Annotated in this window: 16 protein-coding genes; 9 read left to right on the forward strand and 7 right to left on the reverse strand. The window is 69.1% G+C overall.

Annotation, left to right across the window (positions count from 1 at the left end; genetic code table 11):
* Positions 1-4 precede the first annotated feature (4 nt).
* The 7 genes from VEC57_06335 to VEC57_06365 all read right to left on the reverse strand — a co-directional run bounded on the left by VEC57_06335 (position 5) and on the right by VEC57_06365 (position 7347).
* A complete protein-coding gene (locus VEC57_06335) occupies positions 5-1633 on the reverse strand; it encodes an SMP-30/gluconolactonase/LRE family protein (protein ID HYB98738.1) in 1629 nt (542 codons plus the stop codon).
* 123 nt (positions 1634-1756) lie between these two features.
* Entirely contained in the window at positions 1757-2020 is a 264-nt protein-coding gene (locus VEC57_06340; protein ID HYB98739.1) for a hypothetical protein, read from the reverse strand.
* A 46-nt stretch (positions 2021-2066) separates the two neighbouring features.
* Positions 2067-2579: a DoxX family protein gene (locus VEC57_06345; GenBank protein HYB98740.1), complete on the reverse strand. Its 513-nt coding sequence runs from the start codon at positions 2577-2579 to the stop codon at positions 2067-2069.
* A 185-nt stretch (positions 2580-2764) separates the two neighbouring features.
* The gene (locus VEC57_06350; GenBank protein HYB98741.1) at positions 2765-4345 is read right to left on the reverse strand and encodes an FGGY-family carbohydrate kinase; all 1581 of its coding nucleotides are present in this window, start codon (positions 4343-4345) and stop codon (positions 2765-2767) included.
* The gene (locus VEC57_06355; GenBank protein HYB98742.1) at positions 4342-5037 is read right to left on the reverse strand and encodes a class II aldolase/adducin family protein; all 696 of its coding nucleotides are present in this window, start codon (positions 5035-5037) and stop codon (positions 4342-4344) included. The genes VEC57_06350 and VEC57_06355 overlap by 4 nt, the downstream gene beginning before the upstream one ends.
* A gap of 37 nt (positions 5038-5074) precedes the next feature.
* Positions 5075-6562, reverse strand: coding sequence for an aminotransferase class III-fold pyridoxal phosphate-dependent enzyme (locus tag VEC57_06360; protein HYB98743.1), 1488 nt, complete (start codon positions 6560-6562; stop codon positions 5075-5077).
* Positions 6559-7347, reverse strand: a complete 789-nt coding sequence (locus VEC57_06365) for a GntR family transcriptional regulator (GenBank protein ID HYB98744.1) — start codon at positions 7345-7347, stop codon at positions 6559-6561. Before VEC57_06365 ends, VEC57_06360 begins: the two co-directional genes overlap by 4 nt.
* A 385-nt stretch (positions 7348-7732) precedes the next feature.
* On the opposite strand from VEC57_06365, the gene VEC57_06370 reads away from it, so the two are divergent.
* The 9 genes from VEC57_06370 to VEC57_06410 all read left to right on the forward strand — a co-directional run bounded on the left by VEC57_06370 (position 7733) and on the right by VEC57_06410 (position 17042).
* Positions 7733-8173, forward strand: coding sequence for an SRPBCC family protein (locus VEC57_06370; GenBank protein HYB98745.1), 441 nt, complete (start codon positions 7733-7735; stop codon positions 8171-8173).
* Positions 8174-8329: 156 nt separating this feature from the next.
* Positions 8330-8614, forward strand: a complete 285-nt coding sequence (locus VEC57_06375; GenBank protein ID HYB98746.1) for a hypothetical protein — start codon at positions 8330-8332, stop codon at positions 8612-8614.
* Between the two features lie 3 nt (positions 8615-8617).
* The gene (locus VEC57_06380; protein ID HYB98747.1) at positions 8618-9493 is read left to right on the forward strand and encodes a DUF692 domain-containing protein; all 876 of its coding nucleotides are present in this window, start codon (positions 8618-8620) and stop codon (positions 9491-9493) included.
* Positions 9474-10292, forward strand: coding sequence for a putative DNA-binding domain-containing protein (locus VEC57_06385; protein ID HYB98748.1), 819 nt, complete (start codon positions 9474-9476; stop codon positions 10290-10292). The genes VEC57_06380 and VEC57_06385 overlap by 20 nt, the downstream gene beginning before the upstream one ends.
* Positions 10293-10482: 190 nt before the next feature.
* Positions 10483-11595: a hypothetical protein gene (locus tag VEC57_06390; GenBank protein HYB98749.1), complete on the forward strand. Its 1113-nt coding sequence runs from the start codon at positions 10483-10485 to the stop codon at positions 11593-11595.
* A 66-nt stretch (positions 11596-11661) separates the two neighbouring features.
* Positions 11662-12708: a hypothetical protein gene (locus VEC57_06395; GenBank protein ID HYB98750.1), complete on the forward strand. Its 1047-nt coding sequence runs from the start codon at positions 11662-11664 to the stop codon at positions 12706-12708.
* 156 nt (positions 12709-12864) lie between these two features.
* Complete coding sequence (locus VEC57_06400) at positions 12865-13650, forward strand: right-handed parallel beta-helix repeat-containing protein (GenBank protein ID HYB98751.1); 786 nt, start codon at positions 12865-12867, stop codon at positions 13648-13650.
* Positions 13647-16238 carry a hypothetical protein gene (locus VEC57_06405; protein ID HYB98752.1) on the forward strand — a complete coding sequence of 864 codons (2592 nt, stop codon included), beginning with the start codon at positions 13647-13649 and terminating at the stop codon, positions 16236-16238. Before VEC57_06400 ends, VEC57_06405 begins: the two co-directional genes overlap by 4 nt.
* A gap of 174 nt (positions 16239-16412) precedes the next feature.
* Complete coding sequence (locus tag VEC57_06410) at positions 16413-17042, forward strand: cupin domain-containing protein (protein HYB98753.1); 630 nt, start codon at positions 16413-16415, stop codon at positions 17040-17042.
* Positions 17043-17087: the final 45 nt, after the last annotated feature.

Here is a 17087-nt window from a genome sequence, read left to right on the forward strand (position 1 = left end):
CGCGCTACCGTGCGCGGCCGGGCACCTTCAGCCTGAGGCGGTACAAGCCGGTGTGCGCCGTGATGTAGAGCGTCTTGCGGTCGTCGTCGCCGAACGCAAAGTTGGCCGGCAGCTCCGGTCCCTGGATCGTCCCGAGGTGCTCTCCCTTCGCCGACAGGATCCACAGGCCGCCAGGGCCGGCAACGTAGAGATTGCCGAGCTCGTCCACCTCCAGACCATCGAGCGCCGTCTCTCCCGGCTGCGAGGTCATGTCGAAGAAGAGCTCGCCGTTGCCGTAGCCTCCGGCCGCGTTGCGGGAGAAGCGCGTGATCGTCTTGGCGCCAGGGTCCCAGTTGGTCACGTACAGGTGGCTCTCGTCGGGTGAGAAGTTGATCCCGTTGGGACCGCTCAGCTCGTCACTGACGAGCTCGAGCCGCCCGTCGCGCAGACAGAACACGCCGGTGAAGCCGAGCTCGCGGCGCGGGTCGTCGTGATAGCGCGGAAGGCCGAAGGGAGGATCGGTGAAGCACAGAGCGCCGTCGCTGCGATAGACGAGGTCGTTGGGGCTGTTCAGCCGCTTGCCCTCGTAGCTGTCGGCCAGCGTCGTAACGACGCCGTTCTTCTCGATGCGCGTGACGCGCCGGTTGCCGTGCTCGCAGATGGTCAGGCGCCCCTGCCCGTCCAGCGCCAGGCCGTTGGAGCCGGGCTGGCGATACTCGCCGATGTCGAGGCCCGCATAGCCGCTCCTGGTGCGGTACAGCGACACCTGGCCGTCGCGGCTCCACCGGTAGATGCGATTGGCGTTCGGATCGCTGAACAGCAGGCCGTCCGGCGTCCAGACCGGCCCCTCGATGAACTCGAAGCCTGCGGCCACCTTCTCGATGCGGACATCGGGCGCGACGATGGCATCGAGCGCAGCGTCGTTGCGCTCGATCCTGGTCTCGAGGGGCTCGCCGGCGCGAGCCTTCTCCCTGCCGTAGAATTCCAGGGTGGCCGAACGAAGCCATACGAAGTTCGCCGGCGGGTCGGACAGAGGGCCGTTGGCGACGAAGATCGCCGCGGTCATCGTCTGCCCCGGCCTCGCGTCGCGCGTCAGCACGACGCGGTTGGCGGTGTTGAATCCAGCAATCACCGAGCCGCCGCTCTGCCCGACCGCTGCGGGCAGCTCGCCGTCGACCCATACCTCGGCATAGTCGTCGGCGACGACCTCGAGCACGACCGTGGAGCCGGCCACCGCATGCCGCGCGACGTGGCCGGGCAGCGTCACGCGCAGCCGATACCATCCGAAGGACAGCCGACCGTTGCCGCGCCGCTGCAGGAGCGTCTGCGGCTCGATCACCGGCCAGCCGGAGTCGTCGAAGCCGGCCGTGCCCGCTCGCGGCGAGATGTCGTGCGTGCGGTTGGCCGCACCACTGGCCTTGAGGTCGGCGCCGACGCTGCGGTGCGCGACGACTTCGATGGCCGCATCCGCGTAGCGCCACTCGCCTCCCACCACCGCCAGTGCCGCGGGGTCGGAAAGATCGACGGCGGCATCCGGCGATGTTGCATACGGCCCGAGCTGAGCACCGGCCGTCGCGGACACCGTCGCGGACATGGTCATCACTGCCAGCGCCAGCAGCACCGGAGACGGGAAAACGAAATTGCGGTTCATCATGCGTATCTCGGTCCGAAAAGGACGGGGAGGCGCCGGACCGGGCGGGGTTCCGGCCCGGCGCCGCGTGCGCATCGCCGCGTCGAGGTCGCTTGGACGTCGGCCGTAGCGTGCGCCGTGGGGAAGCTACTCGGCCTTGCCGCCGAGCTTCTTGCACTCTTCGGCGGTCGTCATCGTGAAGCCCTGGCCCTTGCAGGCGTTCTTGCCCGCGCACGCATGGCCTGCGCCGCCGCAGCCGCCCGTGCCCTTGCAGGCATTGACGCCGTGGCACTTGACCTTGGCCGTCGCCTTGTCCGCGGCCTTGGCGGCCTCTTCGGCCATCGCCGTTCCGCTCAGGAACAGCCCGGCCACCGCTGCGGCCATGAGAGAGGTTCTCATCGTCTTGTTCATCGTCTTCTCCTTGGTTGGTTCCGGCGTGAGCCGGCGTCTGTGTGGTTCAGCTGCGCGCCGGCATCGTCGGCCGCAGCGCGGACGGCAACACCGGCGACGGATCGCTCTCCCGCGGCTGGAAAGCCCGTTCCACGAGAGCGTCGAGTGAAACAGGACCGGGGCCGGCGACGGTCAGCCACGCGAAGAGCACGATGTAGAGCGTCTCGACGAGGCCGAAGAGCGCCGCAGCGCCGTCGATGCTTGCCCATTGCGCGGTGGCGATGGCGACGACCATCGTGCCGATGAGCGGCAGCGCAGCGATGCGCGTGGCCAGTCCCGCGACGAGCAGCAGCCCGCAGGTCAGTTCGGTGAATGCCACGAAGGGTGCCTGCAGCTCGGGAAAAGGGATGCCGAGCTCGGCGAAGAAGCCGATGACCTGTTCGAGGTTGCCGAGCTTGCCCCAGCCCGTGGACGCGAACGTCCAGCCGACGACGATGCGCGCCAGAAGCGGCGGCAGCCAGCTCAGCGGCCGGGCGACGAGAGCGGGGAGCTCATGGACGAAGTAGCGGATGCGCTGCATGGAACGGCCTCCTGTGCCGCTCCGATGCCCGCGCACCGACGCCGGTTACGCGAGGAAGGCGATGGCAAGAAAACGCGGAGCTTCTGCAACGCGTCCAGCCTGCGGCGAGCACACTGCGGCTGCGTCCGATCCGACATCGACGTCGCCGCTTGCGCGTCCGCGTTCGCGGCGCGCGCGTGCAGTCGCTACCGCCGAGCGTTGAGCCGTGCGTAGACGCCGCGGTTGGCGCGATAGATGCGGACGAACTGCGCGAACCTCTCGTCGTAGAGGGCGCCGTTGCCGGCGTCGGGCTCGTACTCCTGCACACACCGGACGCGCGCCGGCACCTCGTCGAAGCGAATGAGGCCGAGGCCGACGGCGCCGATGAATGCGGCGCCGCGCACGTTGGCCTGGATCGGATCCTTCATGCGGCGCACCGGCCGCCGCAGCACGTCCGCGAAGATGCGGCACCATACCGGCGAGTTGGCGCCGCCGCCGACCATGTGGATGGGGCCCGTGGCGCGGCCGAGCACCTTCTCGAACGGGCTGAGCAGCCAGCGCGTGTTCAGCGCCACGCCCTCGAGCACGGCACGGATGATGTCCTCGCGCGAGTTCTCCAGCGACAGGTTGTAGATCGCCGCGCGCACGTGCCGGTCCTCCACCGGCGCGCGCTCGCCGTAGATCCACGGCGTATAGATGACGCCGTTGCTGCCGGCCGGCGTCTTCTCGGCAATCCGGTCGATCACCTGGAAGACGTCCGGCACCTGCGCTTCCTGCAGCAGCTCGTCCTTGTGGTAGAGGATCCGGTCGCGCAGGAACGTCAGATTGCCGCCGGCGGTCGCCTGCAGCCCCGTCAAGAGGTAGCGGCCCGCAATGGCGCACGGCACCGCCGCCATTGCCGAGACCAGATCCGTCTTCTTGCGCGGCAGGTGGGCGCCGAGCCACGAAGACGTGCCGATGTAGAGATGGGTGTCGTAGTCGCGCACCGCGCCCGAGCCGACGGCCGCAGCCGAGGTATCGATGGCGCCCGCGACGACCATGACCGTCGGCGGCAGCCCCAGCTCGGCGGAAACCTCCGCCCGCAGGGGCCCGAGAGTCTCGGTGCAGGCGACGATGTCGGGGAACTTGTCGGCGTCGATGCCCGAGCGTCGCACCAGAAGGTCGTCGTACGAGACGCTACCGCCGCGATTGTCGGTGACCCACGATGTCAGGATCGAGTCGTGCGTGGCGACGAAGCGTCCCGTCAGGCGCAGGTTCAGATAGTCGAGCACGTTGAGGAACTTGTGCGTGCGCTCGTAGACCTGCGGCCGCTCGTGCCTGACGAACAGCATGTGGGCGGCGGGGTCCTTGCCCGCCAGCGAGGGCGCGCCTCCGGTCAGGCGGATCCAGCGCCACAAACGGCGCGCGTCGTAGCCGGCCACGCGTACGGGCCCATGCGTGATCTTTCGCAGATGGTCCGCGCCGCGAGCGTCCATCCACAGGACCGCGTTCATCAGCGCCTTGCCGTCGCGATCGACCGCAACCGTACCCTCGCCTTGCGTGCTGCAGCAGACGGCGACGACGGCCCTTGCGATGTCGGGGTGCCTGGCGACGAGCCGCCTCGATACGCTCACCAGCGCCGACCACCACGCGTGCGGATCCTGCTCGGCCCCGCCGCCCGGCAGCAGGATCGTCTCGACGCTCTGGAACTCCCAGGCTGCCACTTCGCCGTCGACCGAAACGAGCGCCGCCTTGCAGCCGGACGTCCCGAGGTCGATGGCGAGAATCCACTGCGAGGGCGCGTTCATGCGCCGCGAAGGCCGTCCTTGCGCGCGATCTCCATGTCCTGCTTGCCGGTGACGATGCCGAAGAGCGCGTCGGTCAGCGGCTCGGGCAGCGTCGTGATGGGCTGGCCCGTGGCCAGGGCCTGCACGTAGATGGTCGCCACCTTCTCGAGCAGCTCGACGTACGTGAACGTCTTTTCGAGGTTCGGGCCCACGGCCAGCGCGCCGTGGTTCTGCAGCAGATAGCAGTGGCATCGGTTGGAGAGCCGGGCCACGACGTTCGACAGCAATTCCTCGGAACCCGACAGCCCGTATGCCGCCACCTCCACGGTCGGCCCGATCGAGATCACCACCTCGTCGAAGAGCGCCGGGATCGGCTTGTTCAGCACCGCCAGCACGCTCGCGTTGATCTGGTGCGTGTGGATGACGGCGCTGACGTCGCGCCGGTTGCGGTAGCAGGCGATGTGCATCGGCGTCTCGATCGACGGGTCGCGATGTCCTTCGATGCGGCCGAGATCGAAGTCCACGACGCAGAGATCGTCGAGTTGCATGTCGTCGTAAGGCAAGGTCGAGGGAGTGACGACGACCGCCTCCTCGCCATCGACCAGCGCCGAGACGTTGCCCGCGCTGCCCGAGTGCGTGCCGAAGTAGCCGCGCTCCGACAGCCGCTTGCTGACCTCCAGGACCTGCCGCTTCCAAGCGTCGTACTTTCCCATCCTCGCTCCTTCGGGGCCGGCTCTCGAAGCCCCGGTCCTACTCCACGCTTTCGAGCACCGTGCGGAATCGCGCCAGCGCATCGTCGATGACGTCATCGGTGTCCGCCATGCTCGTGTAGAGGCGGCTGCCGGCCAGCGTGATGATGCCGGCCGCCGTGAACGCGGCGCCGTACTCCTCGCCCATCTTCTTTCGCTGCATGATCTTGAAGAAGAACTCGGGGTCGTCCACGTCCACCAGCAGGACGCCGTGCGTCTCCAGGTGCACGATCGAGCCGTGGTTGTAGGCGAAAAACGGCAGCCCCAGCTCCTCGCACATCGCCTGCAGGCCCGCCGCCAGGCGATCGCCGGCGCGGCCCGCGATGATCGGCGCGTCCGTGCGCTCCATCTCGAGGATCGCGAAGTATCCTGCCGCCGAGCTGATCGGGTTGGCCGACAGCGTCCCGCCGACCAGCGTCTTCTGCGTGCCGCCGCCGATACCCGCCGCGAACGTGCTCATCACGTCGGCGCGTCCGCCCACGCCGCCCGCGGCCGGAAAACCGCCGGCGATGCACTTGCCGAACACCGTCAGGTCCGGACGCACGCCGAAGTAGCCCTGCGCGCCGCCCATGCCCAGCCGAAAGCCGGTGACGACCTCGTCGAAGACCAGCAGCGCGCCGAACTCGTCGCACAGCTCGCGCACGCGACCGTTGAAGTCGCGCTGAACCGGCCTCGACCCGCTCTCGGGCCCGATCGGCTCGACCAGCACCGCCGCGGTTCCGCCCTGCGTCCGGTTCGCCTCCAGCAGCGCGCGCAGCGCGTGGATGTCGTTGGGGTAGAACTCCTGTGTGTGCGCCAGCGTGTCGGCCGGGATCCCGGCAGCTTCGAACGCGCCGCTGCCTGGAATGCGCGTGCCGAGCACCATCTGATCGCTCCAGCCGTGATAGGCGCCGCCGACCTTGATGACCTTGGCGTTGCCGGTGAAGTTGCGCGCCGCGCGCACCGCCGCCATGCACGCTTCGGTGCCGCTGCCGAGCATGCGGAACATCTCGACCGCGGGCATGTGACGATGGATGAGCTCGGCCAGCTTCAGCTCGTACTCGTGGAACAGCCCCGTCACCGGCCCGCACTCGCGCAGGACCTCGATCACCTTGTCGCGGACCGCCGGATAGTTGCTGCCGAGAACGGTGGGGCCGCCGGCCTGGAGGAAGTCGATGTAACGATTGCCGTCGACGTCCCAGAGGTAGGGCCCGTCCGCGCGCGTGACGCTCAGCGGGAACGGATAGTTGAACGCGAGGTTGTGCTGGACGCCGCCTGGGATGCGCTGCGCCGCCCGCGCGGTCTGCTCCTTGGAGCCGCGGCAGCGGGTCTCGAACCATTCGAGCACCTCCGCCATTCGCTCGCGCCGCACCGGCCGCGGCGCCTCGGCGATCAGGCGCTTGCCGCGCGCGACGAGATCGTCCGTGTCGGGCCAGTGCGAGATCGCGTAACGCGAGCCGGTGTCGCTCGCCGCTGCGTCGTGGTCAGCCGCGGTTGCCTGCTTGATCATCGTTTTCTCCATGCGGACAGCCGCCGCCGGTCGGCGGCCTCCATGTACTTCTGCATCAGCCTGGTGGCGCGGCGGCCGTCGCCTTCCTCGAGAGCGTCGAAGACGCGCTCGTGCGCCGCCACGTAGTCGGATGGCACGGCTGCGCGCCGTCCGATCGCGCGCACGGACTCGATGTAGGCCGGCGTGATCTTGTTGAGCAGCCACATCGCCGGAAGCATCCCCGCGGCCTCGAGCACCTGCTGCGTGACCTGGAAGTCGAGCGCGGCGAAAAGATCGAGGTCGGTGCGCGAGCGCCACGCCTGCGCGACGGTGGCGCGAGCCTGCGCGAGCGCGCCGTGCTGCAGGCGGCCTGCTGCCAGCTCGAGCATGCCGAGCACGATCATGCGGCGCAGCGCCAGCGCGTCCTCGATGAGCGAGGCGGCGGTCACGCCGTCGACCGCTTCGGCCTCGCGCAGCGATGCCGGAAGGACATCGAACGTCCACTGGCCGCGCGGCCGAACGACGGCGCCCGAGCCGTGTCGAATCGAAATCAGCCCCCAGTGTTCGAGCCGGCGCAGTGCATCCCGCACGCTGACGCGGCTGGCGCCGAGGTCGCGCACCAGATCGCGCTCGGCCGGAAGACGCACGCCGCGGCCATGGACGCCCCGGACGATATCGGACAGCAGGCGATCGAAAACGGCATCGGGCACCGTGGCCGCGGCCGTCACGGCGGCGGCGGCCGGCGCAGCGACGCTGCGCGGACGGGCTTTGGGGACGGCAGCGGGGCTGAGCGAGGAGCGCGGCATTGGTCTTACCAAGTGGTCGGACCAGTCCCAGGCTCGAAGGACGATGTCAATCGCGCGAAGTACGCCGGGGGAGCGGACCTGGTACGGGCCGACGCTGCCCTCGCCCGCCTCTGCGCCGACTCTGCGAGCGAGGGGCACCGTCCGCTCGGCGCCGATTCGCCGGCGACGACCACGACGCCTCGCTCTGCGCCGATCGCCGGCGACGACGACGCCCCGTTCTGGGCCGAAACCGGCAGCGACGCACGCCGGCCCGTGACCCGGGCCAAGACGCGCAGCCAATTTTTCTGTACCCGGTGCGATCGACCTGTCGAATCGGGCGGGTGCCGACCGATTAGGCGTGTCAGTGGGGCGCAAGCCGCCCCGCATCCTACAAGGAGAGCCACCCATGCCCAGCACCGTCCGCCTCCACCGCGTTCTTCGCACCACGCCCGAGCGCCTGTACCGCGCGCTTCTCGATCCCGACGCGATGGCCAAATGGCTTCCGCCCGACGGCTTCACCGGGAAGGTGCACAGCCTCGACGCCCGCGTCGGCGGGAGCTACCGGATGTCCTTCACCAACTTCACGACCGGACAGACGCATGCGTTCGGAGGGCAGTACCTCGAGCTGATCCCCAACGAGCGCCTGCGCTACACCGACCAGTTCGACGACCCCGGCCTCCCCGGCACGATGGAGACCACGGTCTCGCTGCGGGCAGTCTCGTGCGGCACCGAGCTCGACATCGTGCAGGAGGGAATTCCCGACGCGATTCCGCTCGAGTCGTGCTACCTCGGCTGGCAGGAGTCGCTGACGCTGCTCGCGCGGCTCGTGGAGGCGGAGGTCAAGTAGGTCGAAGTGGCGTAGCCGCCCGGCGGCGTGGCGTGATCGTCGCACGGTGGTCCCACCGCCGACGGGCGCAGTCCCACCGCGATCGGCCGCTACCTGCGTGTTCCCTTTGCCGGCCCGTCGGCATCTCACCTCCATCTCATCGATGGAGGAGATCCCATGACCACCACCCGCAACACCCGGCTGCTGCTCGCTTCGGCCGTGCTCGGCCTCGTCGCGGCCTCGAACGCCGGCGCCGCCGCGGCGGCCGAGAAGGCCGAGTCGGAGAAGGTGCACTGCTACGGCATCAACGCCTGCAAAGGCACCGGCGACTGCAGCGGCAAGGGCCATCCGTGCGCCGGGCAGAACGCGTGCAAGGGGCAGGGACACATCAACCTTCCCAAAGAGCTGTGCCTGCGCATCCAGGGCGGCCACCTGGTTGCCGGTCCCGGCGAGGAAGGCTGAGAAGTGGCCTCGCCGGCCGCCGCGGTTTTTCGCGGCCGCGACGTTCCGCAGTGGCCGCGGCTCGGCTTCGGCGCCGGCCTTCGCGCCCAGCACTACCGGGACGTGCTCGAGGGGCCGCGGCGGCTCGATTGGTTCGAGGCAATCACGGAGAACTACATCGACACCGCCGGTCGCCCCCTGGCCGTTCTCGAACGCGTGCGGTGCGACTATCCGGTCGCGCTGCACGGCGTGGCCCTTTCGATCGGTTCGGCCGATCCTCTCGACGAGGATTACCTGAGGAAGCTTCGCCGGCTGTGCGATCGGATCGAGCCGGCGCTGGTCAGCGATCATCTGTGCTGGAGCGGCGTCAGCGGGCGGCCGCTCTACGACCTGCTTCCGCTGCCCTACACGCCCGCATGTCTGCGCTATGTCGCCAGCCGCGTCGCGCGCGTGCAGGAGGTCCTGGGGCGCCGCATCGCGCTCGAGAACCCCTCGCGCTACGTCGATCTGCGGTGCTCGACGATGAGCGAGCACGACTTCCTGGCCGAGCTGTGCGAGCGCGCCGACTGCGGACTGCTGCTCGACGTGAACAACGTCTACGTCACCGCCAGCAACCTCGGCGTGGATGCCCGCGCCTACCTCGACGCGATTCCGGCCGGTCGCGTCGCCCAGATCCATCTTGCCGGCTTCACCGACATGGGCACCCATCTCTTCGATACCCACAGCGCGCCCGTCGCAGCCGAGGTGTGGGATCTGTATCGCCTCGCCGTCACCCGCTTCGGCGAGGCTGCCACGATGGTCGAATGGGACGAAGACATCCCGAGCTTCGAGCGCCTGTGCGAGGAGGTCGCCATCGCCCGCGGAATCTTCGAGGAGAGCCATGGCAGACGCGCAGCGTAGCGCAGCCGCGCCGGAGGAGCTGCGCCGGACGCAGGCGATCCTGGCCTCGTTCCTCACCGGCCGCCGCGATGCGGCGCGCGAGGATCTCTCGCTGCTCGAGCGGCACGTTCGCGGCCCGCAACGGGCGAATGCGCGTACCGGCATCACCGCGTATGCCGCCGGCTATCCGGCGCGTATCCGCGAAGCGCTTGCCGAGACCTTCGAGGCGGTCGAGCACGTTGCCGGGGCGGCCGCCTTCACCGAGCTTACCCTGCGGTACGTGCGGGCCTGCCCGCCGCGGTCCTACAACCTCAACCACGCCGGCAACGACCTGCCGAGGTTTCTGGCCACCGATCGGCTGGCCGAGCAGCTTCCGTTCCTGCCCGACCTGGCCGAGCTCGAGCTGCGCATCGCGCAGGCCTTTCATGCCGACGTCGAGCCGGCCTTCGATCCGGCCGCCCTTGCAGGCTGGGACGAGCAGCGATGGGAGGAGGCCGTGCTGCGCTTCCAGCCCTCGCTGGCCGTGGTCACCTCCCGGTGGCCGCTGCGTGCCATCTGGCGCAGCCGGAGCACGGCGGTGCAAGACGTCGACATCGCCCTGAATGGCCGGCCCGAGCGCGTGCTGATCTGGAAAAGCGGCCTCGAGGTCCAGCTCGACGACCTCGAGGAGGATGCGGCGCGCGCGCTGTCCTATCTGCGCGCCGGAACGCGGCTCGGTGCGACGATGGAGGCGCTCTGCGAGCGCGGCGCCGAGCCGGCGGCAGTGCTCCATGCGTTCGCGCGATGGACGGCGATGGGGCTGATCACGACCTGCACCTGAGGCCCGACACGCGCCGGCTGCCGCCTTTCTGCACTGCAGTCATGTTACAGCGACGTTCGTAGCGCTGTGCGATGCGTCATCGTGCGAATCGCGACAAACAGCCTTCGCCGTTGTTGCCGCCCCCGCGACCGCTGGTGTACAAGCCTCGATGCGACTGGCCAGCCAATTCCGTCTGAAAGGGGAGCACTTGATGAAACCGACCGCCTGGCTTCTTGCCGGCCTGCTGCTTGTCTGCTCGGCCGTCCCGGCCTCGGCCCGCGACGCCAACAAAACCCTCTATCCCATCGTCTTCGCCCACGGCATGGGCGGCTTCGACAACATCCTCGGCTACGACTACTGGGGCGACGACTACGGCGTCTACGTCCTGGACGCTTGCAGCTTTCTCGAGGTCGGCTGCAACGTGAACATCAACGGCAGCCAGCAGTCCTTCGTCGCCTCGGTCACTCCGTTCAACAACGCCGAGAAGCGCGGGTACGAGCTCTACCAGGACATCCTGGGCTACATGGCCAGCTCGGGCGCGCAGTACGTCAACATCGTGGGGCACTCGCAGGGCGGCATCGACCTGCGCAAGGCCGCCAAGTCGCTGTACACCGCCAAGGCCCGCAACGTCGTCAAGTACGGCATCAGCATCTCCTCGCCGCATCGCGGCTCGCCGATCGCCAAGTACGTGCTCGACGGCGGCCTGGGAACGCTCGAGTCGCCGGCAGCGACGCTGGCCGAGTTCTACGGCAGCGTCGTCTACGGTTCAGGCAACGACGTCTATGCCGCGCTCAAGCAGCTCGTTTACGACGACTACAGCTCCACCGACGGCGTGACGACGGGAATGAAGGCGTTCAACACGACCTATCCCAACAGCACGACCTACATCGCGCGCTCGCGCAGCTTCCTGACCACGCAGCAGGGCCTGGACATGAACCCGGCGCTCTACATCGTGTCCGAGGGCTGGCACAACATCGACGGCGACGGCTACGCCACCACCGATGCCGACAACGACGGCGCCGGCGGAATCGGCGACGGCAGCCGCAGCGACACCGACGACGATGGCCTCGTAGGCCTGAACTCGCAGCAGATGGGCCTTCGCCTGCAGCACTCCGAGTGCTTCGCCTGCCTCGACTACGTCTACGAGAAGACCGACACCGGCAACTGCACGAGCCTGAACGCGCCGACCTCCATCATGATGACGTCGCACGCGTGGAAGATCCCGCAGGATCACCTCGACGTGATCGGCATCCCGCCCGATACGTTCGACGAGATGGAGTTCTACGCCGCGCTGACCGACTACATCGCCGACACCGGCTACTGAACGACCGGACGCTCCGGGGGCCTTCGCCGGCAGCGGCGAGGGCCCCGCAACCGATCGCGACACTCGATGAACAGAACGAGGAAGGCCGCAGCGTCCCTGGCCGTCGCGCTGGCGGCGGTCGCCGCGGCGTCGTGGCTGCAGCGCACGGGTGAGCCCGAGCAGCCATCGGTGACCACCGAAACGTCGGCCGTGGCAGTGAACGAAGGTGCCCCCGCGCATGCGCAGGCAGCGGCGCCCGCCGCGTCGCTCCAGAACACGGCCGAGCCGGCTTCCATCGCATCGGAGCGCGAGCTCTTCGCCTACATGCTCGACCGCTTCGGCAGCGGCATCCAGCATTCGCACACGCAGATCAAGGCCATCGAGAAGCTGATCGCGCTGCTGGCCGAGCTCTACCCGGAGGACTGGCAGATGCGGCTGCGCGGAGTGCTCGAGCAGCTCTTCCCCGAGCTGGCCGCGCAGATGTACGCCAAGTACGAAAGCCTCATGGACTACAACAAGTGGCTCGCCGGGAAGCGCCACGAGCTGATGGGCATGTCGCCGCAGGAGCGACGCGAGGCTCTGTGGGACATGCGGCGCGAGCTGTTCGGCGAGGACGCGGACGTGATCTGGGAGGCGGCGCGCAAGGGCGAGCAGATCACCGACGCGCTCCAGACGATCTCCGAATCCACCGACACCAGCGTCGACGAGAAGCTCGATACGTTCCTGGGCGCGATCGACAGCGCCTACGGTGATCAATCTCACGAGTTCATCGCCAGGCGCCAGACCGAGCTGATGAACCACTTCCTGTCGGTCGATGCCGTCCAGGACGACCTGCACGCGCTGTCGCCGGAGGAACGCCGGCAGGAGCTGCGCGACCTGCGCGCCAGGATGGGGCTCGACGATGCCGCGCTGGAGCGGTGGGATCGGCTCGACGAAATGCGCGATTCGGCCTGGGAAACGGGCCAGCGATACATGGAGGAGCGCGCCGAGCTCCTGCGACGCGGCGGCGAGCAGACCGCGGCACTGGCGCAGCTTCGGCAGCGGATGTTCGGCGCCGAAGCCGAGATCCTCGCCTCGGAGGAAGCCGCCGGCTTCTTCCGGTTCGACCATCGACGCAGGTTCGGGCGCGAGTGAAGCGTCAGCCGACCTGATCGAACACAAACTGCACGCCGGTCATATTTTTTCCCTCACACTGCCGCCTTGACCATGGGCTGGCCGCGAACGTAGAGTCGCCGCGTGTCCAGGCAAGCTTTGGCGGCCGCGTGTCTTGCCGCGCTCACGATTCTCGCCGTGAGCGCCGGGACGGCTGGCGCCAAGCACTGCGGCGACCTCGTCGACGGCGGCCGCGTTGCCTGTGACTGCGGCGACATCGTCGTCAGCGACACGCGGCTGCAGCCCGGAGACCCGATCGTCGGGCGTAGGTGCCCTCTGGAAGGTCTGATCGTGGCTGCGCCGCTGCTGGCCGATTCGATCACGCTGGATCTCAACGGCCTGACCCTTCGCGGCGAGCGCTACGGCGCAGGCATTCGCGTCGAGTCGGGCGGCGCCAGCGGCACCGTCATCCGCGGCGCCGGAAACGGACGCGGTCACGCCGAGATCGTCGGCTTTTCGGCCGGGATCACCACGCCGCGCTTCGGCACCGTGGCACGTGTCGAAGGCGTCGAGGTCAAGGGCGCGCGCGGCGACGGGCTGGTGCTGCGCGGCCGCGGCATCGTGCTCATCGACGTCACCTCCAGCCACAACGGCGGCGACGGCGTGCGCGTCGACGGCTACGGCGGCCGGCTGGTGCGCGTGCAGGCGTTCGCCAACAACGGCAATGGCCTGAGCCTGTTCGCGGCCGGCGTCCTCGTCGACGGCGTGGCCGAGCACAACCGGAAGCATGGCATCGTCGTGCGGGCACCGCGCGCCACGCTGCAGTCGGTGCGCGCGCGATTCAACAAGGGCGTCGGAATCGTCGCACCGCGGGCCGTCGTCGGCAAAGGCGGCGGGGCGGCCGCCGCCGTCGAGAGCATCGTCAGCGACGGCAACGGGCGCCGCGACGTCCGGTACACCGGCCGCGCGGAGCGCATTCCGTGACCGCCGCGAGCGGCCGAGGCGCCCGCATCGCGGCAAGCCGGCATGCACGCCGATGCGCGGCCGCCGCTTTGTCGGCGGCCATCCTGTCCGCCGCGCCCGCCTCCGCCGTCGAGATGCGCGTGACGTCGCCGAACCAGGTGTGCTCGCCGAACGCCAACCCCTGCGACATCTCCTCGAACGTCATCATCGACTCGCCGACCGATCTCGACTTCGGCCTGCGCACGGTGCGGGTGCTCGCGGGCGCCAAGATCCGGTTCAAGCGCGCCGGCATCCTGTGCGGCGCCTTTCTCGTCGAGGGCCCCGCATCGCGCATCGGCCTGCAGGTGCTCGATGAGGAAGAGGCGGGCTCGTTGAAGATCACCGCGCGCCGGTCGTGCTCGGGTGCCCCCAACGTGCCTTGCCTCGAGGACAGCCAGTGTGCCGGGCACGGGCCGGCGGCGTGCACGGGCGGCAGCGGCGTCATCCGCCTGGATGCCCGCCTCGACGGCGATCACAACCGCGGCACCGACGTGCTGCTGCGCGCGGCCGACAGCGTGGCCATTCACGCGGTGGTCTCGCTCAACGGCTCCGGCAAGGAGGGCGATGCCGGCGAGCTGACGATCGATGCGCTGCAGGGCGACGTGCTCATCGATGGTCCGGTCAACATCCGGCAGTCGCTGCCGCAGGGGAACTATTACGGCCGGCCCTTTCCGCCCGGCTATGCCGGCTATCTCACCATCGACGCCGAGCGCGACGTCCTGTTCCAACGCCAGGTCGACCTGACCGGCCACTTCAACGGCGGCGAGGTTCACGTGCAGGCGGGCCGCGACATCATCGTCGGACACAACGTCCTGCGCGACGGCATCAACGGCACCTACTCAAGCGACGGCGGCGACGGCAGCTTCCAGGCCGGGCGCGACATGAAGGTGCAGCCGCACGGGCCGACCGACGACCTGACGTTCCTCTCCGCCAACGGCGGGCACTACTTCTACAACTATCCCGGCTATGGCGGGTATGGCGGCTTCGAAGCCGGCCGTGGCGGCTATACGCGCATCTCCACCGGGCGCGACTTCCGCATCGAGCAGAAGGCGGTCGTCTCCGCCGACACGGCGCGCGACGACTGCCAGGACGGCGTACCGTATGCGGGCGAGTTCGACGTCTACGCCTCGGGCGGCTTCGAGATCGACGGCCTCTTCTCCGTCACCGCCTCGGGTCGCTGCGGCGTCGGCGGCGACATCTATCTCAATGCCTATGGTGATGGAGCGGTCGGGCCGACGGGCAAGGTCACGGCCACCGCCGTGCGCGCCGGCGACGTGCAACTGCGTACGGAGGGCAACTTCTTCATCGACGGGGAGATGAGCGTGCGGGCCGACCGCCTCGAGGACTACTACGGCGTCTATGGCGAAGGCGGCGAGCTCTACGCCGAAGGCGACGATGTCGCGATCGCCGGAAAGGTGCGCGGCGGCGGTCCCGAAGGCGGCTGGGGCGTCAACGTCGGCGGCTGCCGCGTCCGGCTCGAGCCTACCGCCAGCATCACCGCCGAATACAGCTACACCTCGCTGGACTTCCAGGAGAGCTTCATCGCCGAGGCGGGCAGCAAGATCACCGCCACCGAAGGCTCCAACCACATCAACGGGACCTCGAAGTCCGAGCCGCCGGTCCTGCTCGGGGAGATCGAGCCGCCGCCGCAGATCGCGTACGGCGCATGGCACGCGTCGAACTGCCCACCCTGCGGAAACGGCCGCATCGAGCCGGGCGAGACCTGCGATGATGGCAACGTCACCGACGGTGACGGCTGCAGTGCCGGCTGCGTCAACGAAGGCTGCATCGCGCACACGGCCGGATACCCCGGCACCGCCCTGTGCGACGACGGCACCGAATGCACGACCGACCGTTGCGATGCGCTGACCAGCACCTGCGTGCATGAGGCCGGCTGCGCCGACGACCTTTCCTGCACCGTCGAGACGTGCGAGGGCGATTCCTGCGACGTCACGCCGGTCGATGCCGCCTGCGACGACGGCAACGCGTGCACCACCGACCTCTGCAACGCCGACACCGGCTGCGTGCATGGCACGCTCGTCGACGGCGAGTGCAACGACGGGGATATCTGCACCGCCGCCAGCAGCTGCGACGCCGATGCGCGGTGCACGAGCGACGAGACGCGCGCCGCCACCGGCGGCGTCATCACGATCTCGCCGCGCGAGGATTCGAGCGACCGCCTGGTTGGCCGGTTCCGGCTGCAGCCGGACGCACTCAGGCAGAGCATTACGGTCACCGGCTTGACGGCCGCGCTCTTCGACAGTGATGGGACGGTCTACTTCCACGAGACCATCCCGGCCGTTTTCTTCGATCCGAGCGAAGACGAAGAGCAGGCGTGGCTTGCCGCCACCACCGTCGGCGACGTGCGGATCCGCGCTCGCGTCGCCCTCGAGGACGACGGCAGCGCCACTGTGCGGCTGAGCATCCGCCGCAGCGGGCTGTATGCTGCCGCCGCGGCGGGGGAGCTCGGCATGTCGCTGCTGTTCGGCAGCGAGCCCGCAACCGACGATTGCCACACGTTCGTGCCGGCGCCGTGCCGCAGCCTCAGCAAGATCGTCTGTCGCCAGTGAGGGTGTCGCCTTCGGGCCGAGTCACGGCGGTTCGCGTGGCAGCGGCAGCCACGCATACGGCTGCTGCCGGGCGTCATTCGCCTCGTTGCCGGCCTCGGACCCGCCGCACGGTCTGTCTGACCGGAACGACTGGCGGTATCCTGGACGTGCCGCTGCGCACCTGCGGCGCTGTCCATGCTGCACGAATGGCTACCCGAGCTCGGGCTGGACGGGTTCCGACGCACCTATCTCGGCCGCGCCCCCTACTCCCGCGCGTCGGTCGCGCGCCGCGCGGCGCACGCGTTCGACTGGATCAGCCTGGATCGCTACCTCTCGACCGCCATCGATCCCGACATCCTGGTGATCTCGCGCGGCAAGCTCGTCGAGGAGCCGCCGCCGCGGTCGCTCGAGGAGATGCGCGCGATGTTCGCGCGCGGCATCGGCATCGTCGTGCGTCACCCCCAGCGGCAATGCCGGGAGCTGGCGGCGCTTTGCGATGAGCTCGCGCGGGACATGCCGGGGCGGCAGCGCGTGCTGATCTTCGCCACGCCCCGCGGCGTGCACGGATTCGGCTGGCACTACGATGCCGAGGAAGTGTTCATCGTGCAGACGGCGGGCGAGAAGGAGTACTACTTCCGCTACAACACCATCGACCCGGATCCGCGCTTCGGAGCGCAGCCGGACTTCTCGACGATCCGGGCCGAGACCACGCCGCTCATGAGCTGCACGCTGTGGCCCGGCGACTGGCTCTATCTGCCGCGCGGCATGTGGCACGTGGCCCAGCCGCTGTCGCATTCCCTGTCGATCTCCATCGGCGTGTACTGATTCCGCTCGCGTGCTGCGCGCGGGATTGCCGACCGATTCAGCCCC

The organism is Candidatus Limnocylindrales bacterium, from assembly GCA_035626395.1.
GTDB lineage: Bacteria > Desulfobacterota > Binatia > UBA1149 > CAITLU01 > DASPNH01.